This window comes from Ktedonobacter racemifer DSM 44963, from assembly GCF_000178855.1.
Lineage (GTDB): Bacteria > Chloroflexota > Ktedonobacteria > Ktedonobacterales > Ktedonobacteraceae > Ktedonobacter > Ktedonobacter racemifer.
Genome location: NZ_ADVG01000001.1, coordinates 2363388 through 2383610, shown reverse-complemented (window position 1 = coordinate 2383610; position 20223 = coordinate 2363388). Strand labels below are relative to the sequence as shown.

14 protein-coding genes and 3 pseudogenes are annotated in these 20223 nt (G+C 52.0%); 12 read left to right on the top strand and 5 right to left on the bottom strand.

Annotated elements, in window-relative coordinates; translation table 11 throughout:
- Nucleotides 1-64: 64 nt before the first annotated feature.
- The 5 genes from KRAC_RS10330 to KRAC_RS10310 all read left to right on the top strand — a co-directional run bounded on the left by KRAC_RS10330 (nt 65) and on the right by KRAC_RS10310 (nt 6183).
- A complete protein-coding gene (locus tag KRAC_RS10330; protein WP_040442242.1) occupies nt 65-805 on the top strand; it encodes an SDR family NAD(P)-dependent oxidoreductase in 741 nt (246 codons plus the stop codon).
- A gap of 102 nt (nt 806-907) precedes the next feature.
- Entirely contained in the window at nt 908-1684 is a 777-nt protein-coding gene (locus KRAC_RS10325; RefSeq protein WP_007906710.1) for an enoyl-CoA hydratase/isomerase family protein, read from the top strand.
- 81 nt (nt 1685-1765) lie between these two features.
- Nucleotides 1766-3163, top strand: coding sequence for a mercuric reductase (locus tag KRAC_RS10320; RefSeq protein ID WP_007906708.1), 1398 nt, complete (start codon nt 1766-1768; stop codon nt 3161-3163).
- Between the two features lie 176 nt (nt 3164-3339).
- Nucleotides 3340-3936, top strand: coding sequence for a PAS domain-containing protein (locus tag KRAC_RS10315; RefSeq protein WP_040442240.1), 597 nt, complete (start codon nt 3340-3342; stop codon nt 3934-3936).
- A gap of 486 nt (nt 3937-4422) precedes the next feature.
- Nucleotides 4423-6183: a peptide ABC transporter substrate-binding protein gene (locus KRAC_RS10310; RefSeq protein WP_007906706.1), complete on the top strand. Its 1761-nt coding sequence runs from the start codon at nt 4423-4425 to the stop codon at nt 6181-6183.
- A gap of 16 nt (nt 6184-6199) precedes the next feature.
- On the opposite strand, the gene KRAC_RS75750 is transcribed toward KRAC_RS10310, so the two are convergent.
- The gene (locus KRAC_RS75750; protein WP_244422116.1) at nt 6200-6373 is read right to left on the bottom strand and encodes a hypothetical protein; all 174 of its coding nucleotides are present in this window, start codon (nt 6371-6373) and stop codon (nt 6200-6202) included.
- A gap of 396 nt (nt 6374-6769) precedes the next feature.
- Between KRAC_RS75750 and KRAC_RS79400 the strand changes: the two are divergent.
- Both KRAC_RS79400 and KRAC_RS10300 read left to right on the top strand, forming a co-directional pair.
- Nucleotides 6770-6940: pseudogene (locus KRAC_RS79400) on the top strand (DDE-type integrase/transposase/recombinase); the annotation flags it as partial.
- Between the two features lie 330 nt (nt 6941-7270).
- Entirely contained in the window at nt 7271-8620 is a 1350-nt protein-coding gene (locus KRAC_RS10300; RefSeq protein WP_007906702.1) for a serine/threonine protein kinase, read from the top strand.
- Between the two features lie 618 nt (nt 8621-9238).
- On the opposite strand, the gene KRAC_RS61235 is transcribed toward KRAC_RS10300, so the two are convergent.
- The 4 genes from KRAC_RS61235 to KRAC_RS10270 form a co-directional block, all read right to left on the bottom strand.
- Nucleotides 9239-11695 (bottom strand): serine/threonine protein kinase, encoded by a 2457-nt coding sequence (locus KRAC_RS61235; RefSeq protein ID WP_007906700.1) that lies wholly within the window; start codon nt 11693-11695, stop codon nt 9239-9241.
- Between the two features lie 1175 nt (nt 11696-12870).
- Nucleotides 12871-13887: a TIGR03842 family LLM class F420-dependent oxidoreductase gene (locus KRAC_RS10280; RefSeq protein ID WP_007906698.1), complete on the bottom strand. Its 1017-nt coding sequence runs from the start codon at nt 13885-13887 to the stop codon at nt 12871-12873.
- Nucleotides 13888-14078: 191 nt separating this feature from the next.
- The gene (locus KRAC_RS10275) at nt 14079-15536 is read right to left on the bottom strand and encodes an RNA-guided endonuclease InsQ/TnpB family protein (protein WP_040441867.1); all 1458 of its coding nucleotides are present in this window, start codon (nt 15534-15536) and stop codon (nt 14079-14081) included.
- Nucleotides 15505-16113 carry an IS607 family transposase gene (locus KRAC_RS10270; RefSeq protein WP_007904553.1) on the bottom strand — a complete coding sequence of 203 codons (609 nt, stop codon included), beginning with the start codon at nt 16111-16113 and terminating at the stop codon, nt 15505-15507. The genes KRAC_RS10275 and KRAC_RS10270 overlap by 32 nt, the downstream gene beginning before the upstream one ends.
- A gap of 153 nt (nt 16114-16266) precedes the next feature.
- Between KRAC_RS10270 and KRAC_RS71035 the strand changes: the two are divergent.
- The 5 genes and pseudogenes from KRAC_RS71035 to KRAC_RS10250 form a co-directional block, all read left to right on the top strand.
- Nucleotides 16267-16700: pseudogene (locus KRAC_RS71035) on the top strand (DJ-1/PfpI family protein); the annotation flags it as partial.
- Nucleotides 16690-17034: pseudogene (locus KRAC_RS65650) on the top strand (IS6 family transposase); the annotation flags it as partial. The pseudogenes KRAC_RS71035 and KRAC_RS65650, both read left to right, overlap by 11 nt.
- Before the next feature lie 611 nt (nt 17035-17645).
- Nucleotides 17646-17918, top strand: coding sequence for a zinc ribbon domain-containing protein (locus KRAC_RS65645; protein WP_075164196.1), 273 nt, complete (start codon nt 17646-17648; stop codon nt 17916-17918).
- Entirely contained in the window at nt 17915-18676 is a 762-nt protein-coding gene (locus tag KRAC_RS10255; RefSeq protein ID WP_007906695.1) for a PHP-associated domain-containing protein, read from the top strand. Before KRAC_RS65645 ends, KRAC_RS10255 begins: the two co-directional genes overlap by 4 nt.
- Nucleotides 18677-18998: 322 nt before the next feature.
- Nucleotides 18999-20174, top strand: a complete 1176-nt coding sequence (locus tag KRAC_RS10250) for an alpha-D-ribose 1-methylphosphonate 5-triphosphate diphosphatase (RefSeq protein ID WP_007906693.1) — start codon at nt 18999-19001, stop codon at nt 20172-20174.
- Nucleotides 20175-20223 lie beyond the last annotated feature (49 nt).

Genomic DNA, 20223 nt, shown 5'->3' with positions numbered 1-20223 from the left:
CCGATTTGCGGGACTGCGTCGTTCAATGCGTGACGAGAAACAGACGCTAGAAAAGGAAATATATATGCGCTTACAGGGAAAAACGGCTTTGGTTACGGGGAGTACCTCGGGGATTGGACAAGCGATTGCCGAAGCTTTTGCCAGGGAAGGGGTCCGAGTGGTAGTTAGTGGTCGAAACGCGCAGCGTGGACAGGCGGTGGTGGATGCCATTCGGGCCAAAGGAGGTCAGGCGACCTTTCTCGCCGCCGATCAGGCATCGGTGGAGGGGGTGCGCCGCTTAGCCAAAGAGGCAACAGCCGTGTTCGGGTCGATCGATATTCTGGTTAATAATGCAGGGATCTTCCCCTTTGCTCCATTAGAGCAGGTGGATGAAGCCACCTTCGACACCACCTATGCGATCAATGTGAAAGGGCCATTTTTTCTGACAGCCGCCTTAGCGCCGCAGATGGCGGAGCGTGGTTCAGGCAAGGTCATCAACATCACGACCATGGTTGCCCACGTGGGGGAGCCAATGATGTCGCTCTATGGCTCAACGAAAGCGGCACTGACGCTGTTGACTAAGGCCTGGGCCACCGAGCTTGGACCCAAGGGGGTCAATGTCAATGCCATCGCTCCAGGCCCGACGTACACGCCCTCAACAGAAGGTATGGCGGAAGGACTTCAGCAGTTAGCTGCTGCCCTGCCTGCCAAGAGGGTGGCCCAGGCTGCTGAGATTGCAGCCGCAGCCGTGTACCTGGCCAGTGATGAGGCGGACTTTGTCCACGGAGCGACCCTTCCCGTTGATGGGGGACGGATCGCCATCTAAACACGTCCACTTCTCTTTGTCTATCGGGAGGGGAAAGCGTGCATTACTACATTTCTCTCGATAGGTGGCAGTAAGATAGAAACATTTGAGAAAGTAAAAGCAATGACAGCGCATTCAACCACTCCAGGCTACTTCACTCACTACGAAAACCTTGCTTTCGAGCGGACGGACGACGGCGTCCTGACGCTGCGTTTCCATACCAACGGCGGTCCCATTACATTCACGGGCCAGACTCACGAGGATCTGCCGCAAGCGCTTGAGGAAATCGCGCTCGATCAGGACAACCGGGCGCTCCTTCTCACTGGCACAGGCGATACCTTTATGGATGCGATCGATGGTGCCAGTCTTGGTGAAATCTTCAAGCCAGCGCATTGGGAGAAAATTCGCCGCGAGGGAATCAACATCCTCCAGCGTCTCGTCGATCTTCCCATGCCAGTCATTGGGGTCGCCAACGGTCCGGCTACTGTTCACTCGGAGTATCTGCTCCTGGCGGATGTGCACATTGCGTCCGAGCGAGCCACGTATGGTGATTTCCCGCATCCTGCCTTTGGCATTACCGCTGGCGATGGTCTGCAGGTGGTCTGGGAAGAGGTCGCTGGTCCAGCGCGGGCCAAATGGTTGTTGTGGACGGGCGAGACCATCGATGCCCGAACGGCTGAACGATGGGGAGTCGTGACTGAGGTGCTGCCACATGAGCAGGTACTCGCACGAGGACTGGAAATCGCCCACAAGTTAGCGGCAAAACCCGATCTGTATCGCAGGCTCCAGCGCCAGACGCTCAACCAGCGTCTGCGCCGTCGCATTGCCGAAGGCGTGCCCTTTGGGATGGCCCTCGAAGGGCTCACCGCCGCTGATCTCCCTTACCAGGCTCAGGGGTAGCAGAGCCGTTGCCAGGGGCGGGGCGTCTCCCCGCCCCTGGCAGTCGTATGCATGCGTCGTGTTCGTAGGAGATGAACAAAAATGACTTCGACACACTATGATGTGATTGTGATCGGGACCAGTCAGGGCGGTAGGTTCCTCCCCATCGAGTTCGCGAGGGCGGGCCGGAAAGTGGCGCTGATTGAGCGCGATCACATGGGTGGGGTCTGCGTGAACGTCGGCTGTACCCCAACAAAAACGATGGTTGCCAGTGCACGCCTCGCCTATCAGGCAAGGCGTGGTGCTGAGTACGGCGTTCACACGGGCCCCATTTCGGTCGATCTGCAGGCCGTGCGCCAACGCAAACAAGGCATGGTCGAGGGCGCGCGCCTGAACTACGAGAGCCGTCTGACAGAGCTGCAAGGGCTCGGTCTGGATCTGCTCTTGGGCGAGGCCCATTTCCTCGCTCCCAAGACGCTTGAGGTCTCTCTCCAGGACGGCGGGACGCGGGAGATCACCGCGCCACTGATTGTGATCGATACGGGTGCCCGACCAGAGCCACTCACGATCAAAGGCGCCGAGCGCGTCCCTGTGCTCAACTCAACCACCATCATTGAACTGGACACGCTCCCCGAGCACCTGTTCATTCTCGGTGGCGGATACATCGGGCTGGAGTTCGGACAGATGTTTCGCCGCTTTGGCAGCCAGGTCACCATCATCCAGTCCCGTCCACGCTTGCTGATGAATGAGGATGAAGATGTCTCTAAAGAAGTCGCGAAGATTTTGCGCGAGGAGGGGATCACGGTCCTGACGGGAGCGATGCCGCAACAAGTTGAGTCGCTGGGCGAGGGGCGCATGCAGTTGACTGTACACACGCCTCAAGGCGAACAACAGCTTATTGGCTCGCACCTGCTGGCGGCAACCGGTCGCGTCCCCAACACGGAAGCGCTCACCCCCGAAGCGGCTGGCATCCACCTGGACCAGGCGGGCTACATCCAGGTCAATGAGCGACTGGAAACGAACGTTTCCGGTATCTACGCGCTGGGGGATGTCAAAGGGGGGCCAGCGTTCACCCACGTCTCGTACGATGACTACCGAATTTTGCGCACCAATCTACTGGAGCATGGCAGCGCCAGCACGCGGGATCGTCTGGTTCCCCATACCATCTTCATCGATCCCCAGCTTGGGCGTGTTGGTCTGACCGAAAACGAGGCCAGAAAACAGGGGCGTACCATCCGTGTGGCGAAATTGCCCATGAATGCCGTGCCCCGGGCCCTGGAAACCGGGGAGATGCGTGGCTTCATGAAGGCCATCGTCGATGCCGAGACCCAACACATCCTGGGCTGCGCCATCCTGGGTGTGGAAGGTGGCGAGATCATGACCATCATCCAGGTGGCAATGATGGGGAACCTCCCCTACACCGCCTTAAGAGACGGCATCTTCACGCATCCAACGCTGGCAGAAGGGCTCAACTCGTTGTTTATGACGCTCGATTCGTAGGGGACGTTGCTCCTCGATTGGTGCTTCTCGAAGAGATCCCATCATTTCAAGAGACGTCTTGAAGTTAGAGCAGGTATGCATCTTCGCGACCAGGGATGGGGACACGTGCAAGGGAGGTTAACCGCACGATGATAAAGACAACGCAGACCAAGCATCTCACTTGACACAGGAATGAGATGCTCCTCGCGCTTCTGGAGGCGCTTCCTGGTGCCTTGTTTGTCATTGATGACGACGCGACCATAGTGTATGCTAATGCCAGCGCGCAGACCATGCTCGGCACCACACAAGAGGCGCTTGTTGGAAACTGCTTCTGGTGCCTCGCTCCCCACCTGGTGAGCACCGCGCTCTATCAGGCGGTGCTCAAGGCCAGGCAGACGCGGAAGCTGACCGACGTGGACTATCGTTCCCCGGTGACCCAGACCTGGTTCCATGCACAGATCTCGCCCACCGGAGTGGGCCTCGCGGTCTGGTTCCAGGAAAACACGGAACCAGCGCAGTGCCAGGATGCCCTTTGCCAAAGTGAACAGCGGTATCGGGATCTCCTTGAACACAGTGCTGAGCATGTCGCAGTGTTGACACCCGAGGGACTGATTCTGGAGATCAGTCAGCGACCCTTGACGGACGCGCAGGTCCAGCTCGAGGAGGTGATTGGCAAACCGCTCACCGCTGTTCCCTGGTGGTCGTCTGTCCTGCTTCTCAATGGGGATCAACGCCAGGTGCGACCGGTGGTTCGTCGCTCGTCGGTTCCGTTGCGACCAGTGAGCTGCTTGTAGCAATTCACTGGTTTCTTTGTGTTCAAAAACTCCTTTACGCATACGGAAAATGGACAGGAATGCCGGGCGTGGTTTGAGTGCGGCAATCATTTTAGATTCAGTGTCATAATTGAACCCCCTGGCTCCAAGAGAATCGTGATCATTTCATACCGCTCTTCAGGTTGATATCAATGCGGAAACAAAGGTTGTACACATTTGCCTGGCAACGTAACGGGAATATTCTGTCGAATGGCTATGTTAATTATAGACAGGCAAGCGGCGTTGCCGTGCTTCTCAGTCTGGTTTCTGATGGTGCTGTAGAATCGCTTTCGATACCTGCTCGTAACGGGAAGTGGGCCTGTTTCTTGTCATTCTCAATGAGGAGACATGTGGTAGTTGGGCGCAAGTGAGCATACGTACCACATACTCCTGCTCCTTTCGACAACCGCCATGTAACACCATGAAGGTGTGTCCTTTTGGCTCCCAATTCATTAGAAGGATGTCTCTATGTATTCTCACAGAAAACGCCTACTTATGCTGCCACCACTCATTTTGTTGGGTCTTGTCGCCGCTCTCCTGCTGACAGCCTGTGGCGGCAATACCAACGTCGCGACGAATATCAGCAAGGCCGCGGCGAATCAGCAAATCTTGGTGCAGCCAATCAGTGGCTACTCGGATATTCAGACCCTTGATCCCGCGCTCGCGAATGAAATTCCGGCCCTAAACGTTGACAACATGCTGTATTCAGGGCTGGTACAGCTTAATAACAAACTCCAGGTGCAGGGGGAACTTGCCTCCTCTTATAGTGTGGCGCCAGATGGTACTACCTGGACGTTCAAGTTGAAACCAAACCTCACATTTAGCGATGGGCAGCCCCTCACTTCGGCGGAAGTTGCCTATAGCATTGATCGCGCCCTTGAGCCGACGCTGAAGTCCAGCGTCTCGCCCGCATATCTCGGCTTAATCAAAGATGCGGCGCGGCGCAACCATGGCGAGATCAAAACTCTGATAGGTGATAGTTTGCTGACGCCTGACAAGCAGACGATCATTATCAAGACCAGCAAACCAGCCGCGTATTTTCTCCAAACGCTGACCTACCAGTGCTCATTTGTCGTGGAAAAGAGTCTGATCGATAAGTATGGCAACAATTTCAGTGATCATCTGAATGAGGGTATTGGAGGATCCGGACCCTGGATGGTCTCGCAGTATATTCACAACAAAGAGATCGATTTCGTCCCCAATCCAAAGTACTTTGGTCCCAAACCCCAGCTCAAAAAGGTCGTTATGCCGTTCGTCAGCGAGGGCGATACGACGTATAAGCTGTATCAGAGCAACCAGGTTGATTCATCTCCCATCCCCTCGGTGCAGATTGCGAACGCCAGATCTCAGCTTGGAACACAGTTCCACCAGCAGCCCTTGCTAGATGTCTATTACGTGAGCCTGAACTACCTGGCAAAGCCGTTTGACAATATCAAGATACGTCAAGCTTTCGATCTGGCAATCAATAAAGATGCCATCGCTCATAATATCTTTCACGATATGGTCATTCCGACGAATCATATCGTTCCATCCGGAATGCCTGGCTATAATGCCAACTTGACAGGACCACAAACCCATAAAGGTACAAATAGCGATGTTCAGCTTGCCAGGCAGTTGTTTAACCAGGGCTTAAAAGAAGAAGGCCTGACCCTGGCTGACCTTCCTCCCATCACATTCACCACGGCCTCACAAGGATCTGTGGACAAGAGAAATGAGTACTCCGCGCTCCAGCAGATGTGGAAGTCCGCACTAGGGGTCAATGTCAAGATTGATGACATTGAACTCACGCGTCTATACGCTGAACGCAGCGCCACGGTCAATAATCCCAATGGTCTCCAGTTGCACACATTGGATTGGAGTGCGGACTATCCAGATCCTCAAAACTGGTTGACTCTGCTGTTCGATCAGGCTTCGCCCAAGAATGCCGGGAACTACGGGCAGAACCATACGTCAAATGCCATTCAACAGCAGGCGAATCAACGCCTCCTGGAGCAAGCTGACGTCAATCAAAATCCGACCGAGCGTCTCAAACAATACAATCAAGCGGAGCAAGCACTGATCAACGATGTTGCCTGGATTCCAATTTACCAGAACACGAATGTTTTGGCACGTAAATCTTGCGTCGTTGGTATTGTTGATAATGCCCAGAATATGATTCCTCCCGCTGACTGGGGAAACATCTACATCTCAACAGCGACTCCTTGTGCCAATACCAGTCAATATCAATAGCGGAGTTGTACCCGATTCAGTAGCCTGAGCAGACAGCGAGAGGGCGAGGCAAATGCTGCCTCGCCCTCTCGCTGTCTGCTCCTCTGAGCGCATGGTCATTCGGCTGCCGCTCGATGCCTTCCTGCTCAACCAACCGCTGGATCGTTCCCCGCGAGGTGCCAAGCCTACTTGCGACCTTCCTAATGGACAACTCGGGCTGCTGCAAGAGCTTGATCGCCTCTTCTCGCTGTGCGGAGATGAAGAAAAACAATATTCATCTTCCCACTATCAGGAGGCAACATATATGAATAGAGTAGCTCAACGCCGATTATGTTTTATCGCAGCCATTTTGTGGCTCGTTCTGGCTTGCTTCTTTTTCCTTTTTCTGAATTAGCCACTGCAGTATATAGTTCCTGCCATTTTATGTATCGCTACTTTGATTTTCTTTTTTACATTTCTCCGCAATACCACAAGAAGCTGAAAAGTGTGAAGATTACTCACGGACTGGCTCGCCTTCCAGGACGTGAGTGATATCTTGTCTGGTGAGTGCAGTCAGGGCCCGCGAGCCCTGACCGCGCTCACCATCGCGCTGTTGGATGGCCTATGCAATGCCAAGGCAGCCAGGCGATTTTTCTGCAAACGCCTCAAGGGATTGCACGTTGTCCCGCGTGATTATTACTGATAACTCAGAAGTTACGGTGCGACGAAACGCAGAATCTTGCCTGGGGTGGAGCACCGGCAACACAAAGGACTCAATAATCGGGCCGAGATCTCTCACCATTCCAACCTCTCCCCAAACTTCAACATCTCACTTTGTTCTGGTTCACCAATATATTTATCTCTGCAAATAAGTTGACGATACCTGTTGCCCTTGTCTGGGGCAAGACCAAGAAATCTACTAAAGTAGATACTACTATACCTCTTCTCATCAGTACTATTTGGTTACCCTTGCATCGTGAAAGCAATCGTATATGCTATATTTTATCTGTACAATTTTATGAACATATTCTCATGTTTTGCTTGCTGGCGAATGAATGTACTCCATGCCCTCTTCGTCCTGAGACGAGCTTTTATTTCGGACCACGTTAGTATGATGAGGTTTTGCTAGATGGATCAAATATTTCATGCGTATCAACTTGTGACAGCACTTGCCAGGAAGACAGCGAGTACTCTCTACCTCGCCCAGTCCATTACCGATCCTAATGAAAAGGTCATTATTAAGTTCTTTCACGCTCTTGATTCCAACGTTGAGCAAGAACGTTTCCAGAATGAAATCGACCAGATCTCCCAATTGCGCCATCCCTTTATTCTCCCTCTTCTCGAAGCTGGGATCGATGAAGAGCGCCCGTATTTGATAAGCGCATATGCATCTGGGAACTCATTACGTCATCGTATGATGGCCTTCACTCCTGATCCTTTCCCTTTTGATAAAGCAGTCGCTACGCTTGTACGAGTGGGACAGGCTCTTGCATATGCTCATACGCAAAATATCATGCATGCAAACATCAAACCCGAAAATATTTTTTTCAATATCCAGGAAGAGGCACTACTGGCTGACTTTACGCCTTTGAGTCTCATAGAAACGTATTTATCTACCTCTCGGATTGATCTCTTGCATGTGCATTCTGTGCCGCCCGAACAGTTTGAAGGTATCTATAGCAAGCAGAGCGATCAATATGCACTTGGATATCTGGCTTACGAACTGCTGACCGGTCAATCCCCTTTTCCTCCTGGAGACTCAACGACAGAAGAGACTTCGAAGTCTCCCACCCCGCTCACTCACATTGTCCCAGAACTCCCTCAGCATGTCGATGTAGCGGTGCTCAAAGCATTGGCAAAAGACCCGCTTGAACGTCATGAGAGCATTCAAGCTTTTCTCGAAGCACTCACGGCTTCTTCTTGGGATAGGATCATGACCACATTCCCATTGGCGACGGTGTCATCCTCAACTGGAAATGTGTCTCAGACTCCATCCATGAGCTTGGATGGCAAGAGTCTTGCGTCCTCAGAGAGTGAAGTCACGGCAAAACGTCCCGCTTTGGGGAGAACACCTACTCCTTCACCTCCTCAAAGCAGAAAAAGAGTCGCAATAGGGGTGGGGGTAGCCCTTGTTCTGGCATGTTTCCTGCTCCTGGGTATGGGAGTTCTGCCTCGCTTGCTTCTCTCGTCAGGCGTATCAAAGCAGAGCTATCAGCAAGGAATACCGACTCCGTCAGCAGGCTCAGCTACAACGACAGCAGCACAGGTGACACCTACCCTTCAACCAACTGTGACCGCTACTCAGGCTACACCATCACCTACGGTAGCGCCGCCTACCGTGGCACCATCGCCTACCGTGGCACCATCGCCTACTGTGGCGCCATCACCACCATCCCAACCCAAGCCAACGCCCAGGCCGACATCAGTTCCAACCCCCACTCCAACTCCTTGCCGATGTCTCCTCCTTTGTTCGTGTTGACCGTTTCGACAGAAAGGGTGTGGAGAGCAAACGGAACGAGGAGGTAAAATGCCTAAACCAGGCATTTTACCTCCTCTCTTTACACATCCCGATCAGCGGATACCATGTTTACACAATGGCTCTATTGTACGCAGGTAGCCTGCTTTGGTGGCGATTACCCGCTCTATGTCAGAGATAATCAGCCGAGGATGTGTGAGAACATGCTCCTCTATAGTGAGAAATAGAGCGCGTTAGAATGGTTTGAGGGAGGAAGTACAATTCCTATCAGTTAGTGGTCGCCAGCGCTGTGTTGAGAGAACCATCTGGAGCATAAGCAACTCTTGCCCTCCAGATGGCGCTTTTTCATTGTAAGCAGTGGCTTCGATTGGGGATGTCTCCTGATGCGCTACAACGGTTTCCTGAGGGTGTGGGTCTTTGTGCTGGTAGATAGTGTTCACATAGCACCAGAATACGAATAATGGGAGCGCAATTGTTCCTGCTGCCACAAGTCCATTGCCCTGGGCGATCCCATTGCTCTTGAGTATAGCACCGATGCCCATGGCAAAAATCGTAATTGCGAGCGCCCACACGGGTATTATCAATTTATTTGCAGAGATAAATTGATAATACCCACGCCAATTAGTAGCGGCTCCAGCCTACAAGGCGCAGATCGGTGCCATCGGAGATATCCGCAAAGTAGGTTGGGTCCCCTGTATCGAGGGAGCCATAGTACATCTTGCGATTAGCGCTATGAGGATTGGCCTCCTGGAGCGCAAAGAGTTGTCCATCCTGCGAGACATTCGACCAGGCATACTGAGAAAAGGGGCAGAGTGACTGACCACCGGTTGTATCGCTGGAGAGGCGTGTGAGGCTCGTACCATCGGTATTCATCCGCCAGAGACCATTCTGGCTGGTATCTCCGCTACCATTCTTGATCAGGAGGAGCAGTGTTGTAGGAGAGACGGCGCGTAGCATGGTAACGGCCTGATCTAGATGTGCGATGACCTGGGAAGTACCACCTGTTAAGGGCTGAACAGTGATCGTCGTTGGGCCAACGAGAGTGTGTCCATCGCTGGTGCCGCAGTTGGCAACGTAGAGTTTTGTGCTATCGTAGCTTGCATCAAAGCTTCCGCAGTTCCAGTTCTGACTAAGCAGCTTTTGCAGGTCGGCATCGTGCTGATTGGGCCCTCGTGTAATATCTAGGGTATAGAGATCGTTGAGAGTAGCACCCGAGTTTGGGATGAAAGAAGACAAAAGGACGCGGTTATTATCCAACCAGGTCATAGGTCTATAGGCCTGGGCATTTTGTGATTGGAGGATCATCTGGAGCGTGCCTGTGCCCATAGTATACAAGTAGAGCAGTGGCTTGCCTCCACTACCTGAGTACTGATTGAAGACTAGCTTCTGCCCGTCGTAGGAGAGCTGCATCTCAGCGAGCTGGCTGCCACTAGGGGCACAGTACAGCGTTTGTTGTTCCTGTCCATCCACTCGTAGGAGGCGGAGCTGGCTTATCCCATTTTTGTTCAAGATATAGACAACCCACTGCCCATTCTGTGTGACCTGTCCCTCATTGATATGGACGTTTAGTTCACCCAGGATGGGAGTAGCTTTATCTGTATTGTCGGCGTCGCGACGTTTTAGCGTTCCTTGTGTTGGTGCGCTGTCTGGTCCTTCATTCACGATGTAGATAAGCTGGCGATGGCTACCTTGCGTAACGGGATGGAGTATTGCGGGGCGGGCTACATTCCCTATTGGACAGTCAGTGGTAATAGCCGCCGCGGCTGGCTGGGGTAGTGTTTTTGAAGGTGTTTGGGTTGACCTATCACTTGTGCGTGTATTTATTGCGACCTCGGGTTTGGAGGGCGATGCTGCATGATTATTGAGGTAGCCAGTATTGTAGAGTAGGGCAAAGATACTGGCGGTCAATGCGGTACCAATTAAGATGTAGGTAAACGCAGTGAAGCGATTCGTTGCCCGTGCCGTGGGAGGAGTTGAATATGTTGATGGAGGATATGAAGCGAGGATAGTTGGGGCGAAGGTGGTCTGCTTCTGCGTAGGGACGGCCCCATGCAGCATAGGGAGGGAGTGGCTTGTTGGGGCAGTATAGTAATTCGCGCCTGTAGATTTAGGACCCATAGGTTCAGGGGGGGCGGGTGTGGTGGCGAATTGCGTCTGGAAAGGACTAGCTGATAGCCTCGAGTCTTTGACTATAGTAGAAGACATATCAGTGAGGACCGGGGCAGCAGAATCTGGTTTTACTGCCTCATTGAGAGCGGTGCGAAATGCAGCGGCCGACTGGAAGCGGTACGCAGGATCTTTTGCCAGAGCTTGGAGCACAACACGCTCAAGTATTGGCGTGATAGTAGGGTTGAGGGCACTCAAAGGACGTGGTTGCTCGCTGAGATGTTTTACCAGGAGTGCCATAGAGTCTTCAGCATGAAAGGGGCGCTGCCCGGTGAGTATTTCATAGAGCACTATACCGAGCGAGTAGATATCGCTCGTTTTATCGGGCCGGCTCTGAATCTGCTCTGGTGCCATATAATCGGGCGTGCCCTTAATGGCAAAGCTATCCGTGCGTGTGACATCATGCGTTAGGGGTTTGTTGTTTGTGTGCTCTACAATCTTGACGAGGCCGAAATCCGAGAGCATAAGTGTCTCTTCATTTTTGAAGAGGATATTGCCAGGTTTAATATCGCGGTGGATCAGACCTTGCTGATGAGCATATTCTAGTGCATTAAGGATTTGATGGATAAACAAGAGTGCTTGCTCAAGAGGGAGTGGCCCCTGGTGTTTTTGTAGATAGTCTCGAAGAGAGCCTCCAGGCATATAGGGCATAACCAGGTAGGCGTAAGTATCTTGCTCGCCATACTCATATACTGGGAGGATATGGGGGTGGTCCAGGCGCGCCAAAACGCGTGCCTCTCGCGTAAAATGAGCAAGGAATTCTGCTGTATTAGATGCCTGAGGGTTGGGTTCAAAGACTTTTACCGCAACCTGGCGATGTAGATGAATGTCTTCAGCTAGATAAACGGTCGCGGTACCACCCCGACCCAGTTCGCTTAACAGGCGATAGTGACCTAACATTGTTCCTAGCATGCTGTTACTTCCAGTTAATAGATAAAATTTAACTACGTCAATTCGCGCTTAATATCGCAGATAGGTGTTTAGCATAAAAGAAAGAGATGCAGTTGTGCATCTTGCTATAGCTATTTATTATGCGCAGATAACAAACAAAAACTCACAGCAAACTCGCCCCGGCTCATGCCATAATCTCCCCTCTCACTGGGTTCCTGATGCAGCCCAGGCTTCATGTTCGACGCTTTCGCCGAAACAGCCTACAGGCAGACCGTGCGTGAGCAAGTGGCGGAAGCGGAAGCTCTAAAATATGTTTGCGGGAGAAAGGCTTCCGGGCATTTTTCTATCACGATGCCCAGAAGCCTTCCAGGATGGGGTGAGGAGAAGGTTGGTAGCACAAAAAAAATCTCCTGACGAACACGCGAAGGAGAACTCTGACCTCCACGAAATAACTTATCAATGCTTATCAAAACTGTTCGTTTTCAGATTCAGTGGTTCTCTGTAATTACTAACCCTCTTTTGTCAGAGAGGGAGAGACAACCAGTGAGGTGTGGAGAGCACCACCCTCTGCAAGCCAAGGACTCTTCAACGTCCCTGCCCAAAAACACGGTGCTCTGTTTTGAGCATCTACTATCTTTGACAGAAGACCATCATGTCTGGGGACACCACCCAGCACCAAAATGGTCATTTAGAGAGGAGAGGGTTAGTGGTTAGTCCTTTTAGCTTTTAGGGAGATGATCCCCTGAAAATTGGTTCTGGCACATTCTCGATACTGCTGGCGAACCCCTCTCGACCGCATCAGAGTGGCATTGTAAAGGGCGCGTCTGGATCCCAAGCATGCTGAAAGCTCCTCAATCTTCGGTGAAATGCGGAATATATGAGCAATTCCTCCTTTTGTCAGTCTTCTGTTTGGCTCAAGGGTGTTCGCAGACTCGGCTCTCTTCACGTTACGCCTGTTCCCTGGCTGCCTCATCGCTCTCTCCAAGGTTCGCCAGCGGTATCATTCTCGGTGATTCCGCTTGATTGATTGCTTCAATCCATCGAAAGGACTCTCAACCCCATATATATGAGAAGTAAATAGCCCTGCTAGCGCTGTGCCTCTGTACAAGACAGAGGCACAGCGCTAGCAGGGCTATTTCGCGTTTTCGTGAGGCCATAACTCATCCATCTATTGCTCTCCCACGGGAGACTTTTTTTCAGGTGCGAGGTCTCACCTGGACATTGCAAAACTCTGGAATAATTTCTCGACCATAGATTTCCAGCAGGCGCTCTTGCTCTTCGGCCATCAGGTAGAGGTTGAATTCGTTGACGCCAATGGCGGCCAGTTCGCGGATACGCTGGCGACACTGCTCCGCTGTACCAATCACACAAAAGCGATCAACAACCTCGTCGGTGACAAACTCGGCATGGGATGCCCCTACTTGGCAATGCTCCTGGTAATCGTAGCCCAAACGCTGACGTACATAGCTGGTCAATTCCGCTGGCAAATCAGTGGCGGGATAGCGAGAGAGCAACTCGATAACGTGGTTGGAGACAAGCGCGGGGAACCAGCGTACCTGCGAACGCGCATACTCAAGGTCATCCGAAACATAGCCTGCCGTGGCACACATAATATGGAATTGTGACCAATCACGTCCCGCCTCCTCACAACCCTCGCGCACAAAGTTCAGACTCCATTTAATCAGATGGGGATCGGCACATTGCAGGACAACGCCATCGCCCACGCGTCCCGCCAGGCGTAAAGCTTTGGGTCCATAGGCAGCGACAAAAATAGGCAGGCGGCTACGCGCCCATTTTAGCTGGATAGCCTGCTCATTCAGATGTGTAGCCTCTCCCGAAACAAGGGTTCGTATCTCTTGAATAGCGTTCTCCATGACAGCCAGCGATACAGGTTGCTTTCCCATAACACGCAAGGAGCTATCTCCGCGACCAATGCCCATAATCATCCGGCCGCCTGAAATCGCCTGTAAGGTCGCGAAGGTGCTAGCCGTGACGCTGGGATCACGAGTGCCGGGATTGGTCACGCAGGTCCCTAGCCGTAAGCAAGTAGTATTCACGGCCATCAATGTGAGTAGAGGATAGGGATCCATCCAGAGTACATGTGAATCAAACAACCAGCCATAGGAGAAGTTCTGGGCCTCGGCCATACGCATCAGCTCAACAATACGCTCTGGTGGTCGATCGGGCCTGAGGGTAATACCAAACTCGATCATATTTTCATCTCCCTGTCACTATTCAAGTTCCCTTGTTTTCATCATAGGTAGGTAGTATAGTTGATCAAAGCATAACCATCTATTGCAATGATTATCCTTCTCACTTTAACCTACGCCTGTTTACCAAACAGCGGACTAGGCGGGAGGATGCACTACGAGCATCCTATGCACCTCTCTCTACTGAGAGATGTTCACTCGTGAGATGATTCCAGGAACATCTCTGGGGGATCCCAGAAGCTCAACTGGACGGGAGGCCCGGCATCCTGGATCCTCTGCTGATTCTGCTGTTTCCACGCTTCATGCCGCGTCATGAGGAGCGCCTTGACCTCCGAGGTCGAGCGACATGCCGCCAGTTTCCGATCCCCCCAGCGTCCCGCGAGCGTCTGTGCGGCTTTGCGGTCGGCCTGGTCTGCGTAACCACAGACCAGGCACTTGAAGGTTTTCTGGTTCGGCCGATTAGCGCGATCGACATAATGGCAGCGGGGGCATTCCTGAGAGGAATAGGCGGCTCGGACCGTGTGGGCTGCCATGCCCTGTTTGGCGGCGGCCCAGGCCAGCTGCTCTGGGATATGCCCCAGGTGAGAAGCATACAGATAACTGTTCATCACCCTTGCTTTGAAGCGCATCGAGGCCACATTGAGGTCCTCATAAATGAGTCTGGCATCTCGATGATCTTTGACCAACGCATTGACCGCCCGGTTGATCTCTTGCTTGACGTGACGGCTCAAGCGTTGCGACGTTTCAGAACTTGTCGAAGGAAGCTTGCCCTTTGGGACGCCTTTCTTTTCCAGACAGGCTCGCAGTTTCGCCTTGCGGCGACGCTTTTCCCGATCGTGCTTGTGCTGTCGGGCCATCTTGCCATGAAAACTGCCATACGCTTTATTGGTGGAGGTCGTGAGGAAATGGGCAATGCCCACATCGACGCCTACTGTAGGGGCGTCAGGCTTGGTTTGAAGAGGAACGTCCTCGTCAAAGGAGAGCGTCAGCCACCAGACTCCATTGCGCTTGTGAAGTGTTGTGGATGCATTGAGCGTGCGGCCTTCGAGTGCTCGTTTGTGATAGGAGGCGAGTTTGACTGGGACTCGAAGCGGATTCCCGACATCTAAGGTGGACACGCGCAGCCAGTAGTCGAACGTGGAGTCCTCCGACTTCTCGAGCACCACCACGTTGACATTGGCTTGGATGACTGGCACACGCAGCACAGGGAGATCCCATTCGGTCCAGGTCGGTTCGCGGCGTTTGAAGGCGGACATCCGGCCTTCCGCCTGAGCTTTGGCCTTGGCCTGAGCGTAATCAGCCACATCTTCCAGGTACGCCTGATAGGCGTTCGCTCGATTCGTGCGAACGCTTTTGGCAATGCCTGCGGCTTGCTGTATTGCCACTCGATGCAAGCGGTCGGAAAGATCGGTTTTGAAGACGGTTTCTTGGTACTTGTCTGGGCTTGTCTCGGCCTCGCAAAACAGGGTGGTGTACTGTTGGCACAGCGGCAAGTAAACCGCCACAAGCTGATCGAGCGCCTCAAGTTTGCCAGGATTGGCCTCAATGAGACGGATATGGGTCACCGCTCGAGTGATGGTCTGCTTCGTCTTCTTTTTGCGCTTGCGCTTTTTTTTCTCATCAAGCGAGGCTTTTTGGGGCTTCTTGCTCACGGGCGGGTCCATTCTGCTGCAAAGCCGCTAGCACTTGTTCCGTCTTGCGTTTGGCTTGTCTGCGACCATAAAGACGAGCGCAAAACGAGGGAATGATGCTGATAAAATCGCCCATGAGATCATCTTCGGCAGTATCAGCGGTGTTGACGATGACCAGTTTCCGTCCTTGCATAGCCAACAAGGTCTGAATATAGGCCACGCCAAAGCGAGAAGCGCGATCTTTGTGTTCAACCACGATCTGCCCGATTTTGGGATCTGCCAGCAGCGCCAGAAACTTGGGCCGCTGATCGTTGATGCCACTGCCGCACTCTTTGACGACTTTGCTGACCGACCAGCCTTGGGCATTGCACCAGGTCACCAGCCGCTCGGCTTGCCTTTCCAGGTTGTCTTTGTTTTCGCTGCTTGAAACACGAGCATACACAGCGACGGCGTGGACCGGAACCGAGCGAAGCTCTGGCGGATCAATGATCACGGTGCCGGTGGGCAATTGATAGCCGGGAATCTGGCCGCGTTTCCACATACGCCAGGCGCTGTTATAACTGATCCCAATCTTCTTGGCATAACTCGATAACTTCATACATCCAAGTATACTCTATCTGCTTGAGATATGCAAGAGATGATGATACTTTGTGATGGTTGCTTATACAAAATGGATACCTGGCAGGAAAAACACGATTCACCCCTGGCCTGAAGCCGCTTTTGCTCATTTCTTATTTGAAATCACTATCTCATCCCCTGGGTAGAACCACCGATTGAGGTGTTCGGGCGCACCCGTTTGCCAGGCGGACAAGCTGCTTACTGGGTACGAATCTGCGCGCCCACCAATGAGATCGACGCAGGCACATTTACGCTGCGCGTTCCCTATCGTCTGGATGTGCTGGCTGAGGCAGACACCATTATCCTGCCCGGTCTGGCTGACCCTACAGTGTCAATTCCCAATGAAGTATTGGTCGCGTTGCGCAACTCCGCGGCACGTGGTGCTCGGATCGCGTCGATCTGCGGCGGAGCATTCATCCTGGCTGCCACAGGACTGCCAGCTCGCTGGGTGCAACCACCCACTGGGTTGCACCCAGCGAGCTGGCACGACAATATCCCAAAGTGGATGTCGATGCCAATGTGCTCTTCGTCGATAATGGGCAGTTTTTGACCTCCGCTGGGGCGTCATTTTGAGGCAGAGATCATTTTGCTCTGCGTTCGCCGATATCTGCGGTATTCGCTCAGCTATCGTGACCTCGAAGAGGTCATGGTAGAACGAGGGTTGCATGTCGATCATACAACGATCTATCGCTCTCGTCCAACGGTATGCTCCCGAACTGGAGAAGCGTTGCCGTCCGCATCTCAAAACGACAACGGACTCCTGGCGAGTGGATGAGACCTACATAAAGATCAAAGGAGTGTGAATGTACCTGTATCGGGCTGTGGACCCCAAGGGAACACGCTCGAATTCTTTTTGAGTGCTGCTCGCGATACCCAAGCAGCGAAACACTTTTTGAGAAAGACCTCATCGCCGTACGTCAGTGAGAACGGCGATGATTGTAACAAGTGTGATAAAGTAACATGAATAACTTGTACTTTATGCTAAATGTAACAAGTTTTACAATATTTTAATGTGCATTTTACAATTAATTAATTTAACTATCATATCCTTCCCAAGGAAACTATTGAAGAATATGACTTTGCAAGATATGCTGTCGTATTTTTCTAATCTCATCTGTAGCTTTTTGCCGATGATGTTTCTGGTGGGATTGGTGGCAAATCAGCTGCAAATCCTGCTGCTCCTTATGCAGGTTACTGTTGTTAGGTTGGCTGTCTTCCATCTTCATTGGCTGCTGACAGGTGGAACGCAAGCTGGATTTGTCTGGATGTACCTGAATTTCTCCGTACGGCTGGGATCTCGAAGGCGAGTAAGGAGAAAGTGAGCAAGGAGATGTTCCTGGCATGATCGATTTTTTGTCCATACGTTGATAGGTCAAACGATCGTGGGTTACTTACTCGTGCTTACGATTCCGCCGTGCTGCCCCTTTCGTTCATCAAACTCGTCGGGTTGAAAGGACTCAGCAATGTCCTCTCTTTGCCCTGTGCGAGTACAAAGCGGAAGAGGCTGGTACGGTGCAGGTCGTGAAGGTTGACCCACGCTATACCAGTCAGATATGCAGCGGTTGTGGGACCGTTCGTCAAAAGACACTCTCTGAGCAATGGCATTTATGTGAGTGCGGCTGTGAGTTGGATCATGACCACAATGCGGCGCGCAACGTCAAACGGCTTTGGCTCGGAACCATCAGGAAGCGCAATCCTCCTGAGAAGCCTCCGCATGTATGTGTGGGGAGTCGTCACAAAACTATTACCTATTCTCTTCCTATTGTAGAAGGAGTTGCGAGATGATCATTGATTTTCATAACCATGTTAAAGTGACAAAGACAGCACCGTTTTCCTTGGAATATTTTCTTAACATTGTTCAAGAGGCACAAAGCGAAGGGTTAACGGCCTTTACGCTCACGGAACACTTCAATGCCGACCACTTTTTTGATATTTATGATACCCTGGATGCACGATATCCATATGTGAACGAGTATTACAATGTTGACGGGTTAAAGATTTTTGCAGGCATGGAGATTGACATTCAGGAAGGCAGCCATCTCTTGTTCACTGGCCATCGCCAGGACCTCCGTTCGCTACGTCAACAACTAGAGAATTATGTTAGTAAAGGTAGCTATATTCCTGTAAGGGAGTTATTCAAACGAAGCGAAGCATATAACTTTCTAAAAATCGGTGCTCATCCGTTCCGGCCCTCAAACCCATTGCACCATTTACCGGAAGACATTCTGAAGCAATTTGATGCATTTGATTTAAATGGATCTGATCTATTCAACAAAGGTATTGAACAAACCCAGGCCGAAGTGCATGAATTTGCTGCCAGGTTAGGAAAGCCCGTCGTCGCCGGCAGTGATTCCCACCACTCGCTCCAATTGGGATGTGTATACAACACCCTGGAACAGGAATGTGACACGATTAACGAATTGCGCCAGGCCATCCAGTCCGGCGCTTATCAGTTGAGTATCTCTCCGAGTCTTGGTATAAAAGTGAAAGCAGCGAAGCAAATCAAGGAATTGCTGAAAGCGAATTTACGATTAGTCTCCTAAACGAAACGGTCACGAGCTAAAACCAGGAACGTCAGCCGATCTTGAGAAGCTGAGTTTCAAGATCAGTCAAATAGAAGGTAAAATGGCAGGGCAACGCATCTAATTTGGAGGTGATGAATGCAAATATCACAATTCGCCTATCAAGTGCTCCAGAACGAGCCATACGCTACAAGGGGTTTCTTTTTTGTGCTCCACATGGCATTAGGCTGTTGGACGGTAGCGTGCTGCCCTGGTAGAGTGCTTTTCAGACTTTAATGATCTGGCTTTCTTTTTGAAAAAGCATGGTCGTGAGTAATTCCCTATGAAGTGATTAAAAAAATAGATGGATAAAAATATTACTGTTATTACGGGTGGCACAATCGTTCTGCCGGATCAAGCTGTAGCGGGTTCTCTCCTGATCCAGGATGGGTGTATTGAAGCCATCGTGCCAGCGGAGCAGACAGATCTTGTCCAATCTGCGCACAAAACGATCGATGCACATGGCATGTATGTCGTGCCGGGGATCATCGATACGCATAGTGATGCCATTGAGAAGGAGATTGAGCCGCGTCCCGGTTCGTGTTTCCCCATGGAGACCGCTTTCTATGAATTAGAAAAGAAGCTGGTAGGGCATGGTATCACGACGATCTATCATGGGCTCTCGATGTCTGGGGGCGTAGGGCCTCGAAGCGATGAAGTGGTTGAGCAGGCGTTGCAGACATTTTATCGGCTGGCGCAGGAACGCTGCCTCATGCGTCACCGTCTCCATCTGCGTTACGAAATGCTCAATTTTCCCGCGATTGAGATTGCGCATAAGCATATTCGCGATGGCTCAATCCATCTGCTCTCTTTGATGGATCATTCGCCCGGTCAGGGACAATATCGTACGCCCGGCTCCTATGCGGGCTATGTGAGCAAGACCCATGGCTTACAGGAGGAAGCGGCCAGAGCCAAGGCAGAAGAGATGATGGAGTTGCATAAGCTCATAGACTGGCAGGCGGTAAAACATCTGGCGCAGTCTGCGGTTCAGGCGGGCATTCCCGTAGCATCCCACGATGATGATACGCACGAGAAAGTCGATCAGATGCTGGATAGTGGCGTTTCGGTGTGCGAATTCCCCATGAACCTGAAGACGGCATTCTATGCCAGTGAGCGCGGCTTACAGGTGAGCGTGGGAGCTCCGAACGTGGTACGTGGCAGTTCGCACGGTAAGAATATGAGCGCGCTGGACGCGATCAATGCGGATGCAGCACATATCATCTGCTCCGATTATTATCCTGCAGCCATGCTGGTCTCAGTATTCCGTCTGGTCCGCGACGGTATGGATATGGCGAAGGCGTTTCGCATGGTCACGCTCAATCCGGCACGAGCACTCAAGATCGATCGCGATCTCGGTTCGATTGAGCTCGGGAAGTTTGCAGACCTGGTGGTGGTCGAGGAATATAACGGCTATCCGCTGGTGCGCAAAACGCTGGTGCAGGGCGAGATCGTATATCAGTCCGATTATGTCCAGCTTTAACGGGATTCAAAAGATGCTGCTCCGGGCGATTCAAGAGAGAATATGAATC

Bases quoted from the DNA above. Each gene is read 5' to 3' on its own strand.
- KRAC_RS10330 (WP_040442242.1), top strand. From the start codon at position 65: ATGCGCTTACAGGGAAAAACGGCTTTGGTTACGGGGAGTACCTCGGGG.
- KRAC_RS10325 (WP_007906710.1), top strand. From the start codon at position 908: ATGACAGCGCATTCAACCACTCCAGGCTACTTCACTCACTACGAAAAC.
- KRAC_RS10320 (WP_007906708.1), top strand. From the start codon at position 1,766: ATGACTTCGACACACTATGATGTGATTGTGATCGGGACCAGTCAGGGC.
- KRAC_RS10315 (WP_040442240.1), top strand. From the start codon at position 3,340: ATGCTCCTCGCGCTTCTGGAGGCGCTTCCTGGTGCCTTGTTTGTCATT.
- KRAC_RS10310 (WP_007906706.1), top strand. From the start codon at position 4,423: ATGTATTCTCACAGAAAACGCCTACTTATGCTGCCACCACTCATTTTG.
- KRAC_RS10300 (WP_007906702.1), top strand. From the start codon at position 7,271: ATGGATCAAATATTTCATGCGTATCAACTTGTGACAGCACTTGCCAGG.
- KRAC_RS61235 (WP_007906700.1), bottom strand. From the start codon at position 11,695: ATGCTAGGAACAATGTTAGGTCACTATCGCCTGTTAAGCGAACTGGGT.
- KRAC_RS10280 (WP_007906698.1), bottom strand. From the start codon at position 13,887: ATGATCGAGTTTGGTATTACCCTCAGGCCCGATCGACCACCAGAGCGT.
- KRAC_RS10270 (WP_007904553.1), bottom strand. From the start codon at position 16,113: ATGAAGTTATCGAGTTATGCCAAGAAGATTGGGATCAGTTATAACAGC.
- KRAC_RS10255 (WP_007906695.1), top strand. From the start codon at position 17,915: ATGATCATTGATTTTCATAACCATGTTAAAGTGACAAAGACAGCACCG.
- KRAC_RS10250 (WP_007906693.1), top strand. From the start codon at position 18,999: ATGGATAAAAATATTACTGTTATTACGGGTGGCACAATCGTTCTGCCG.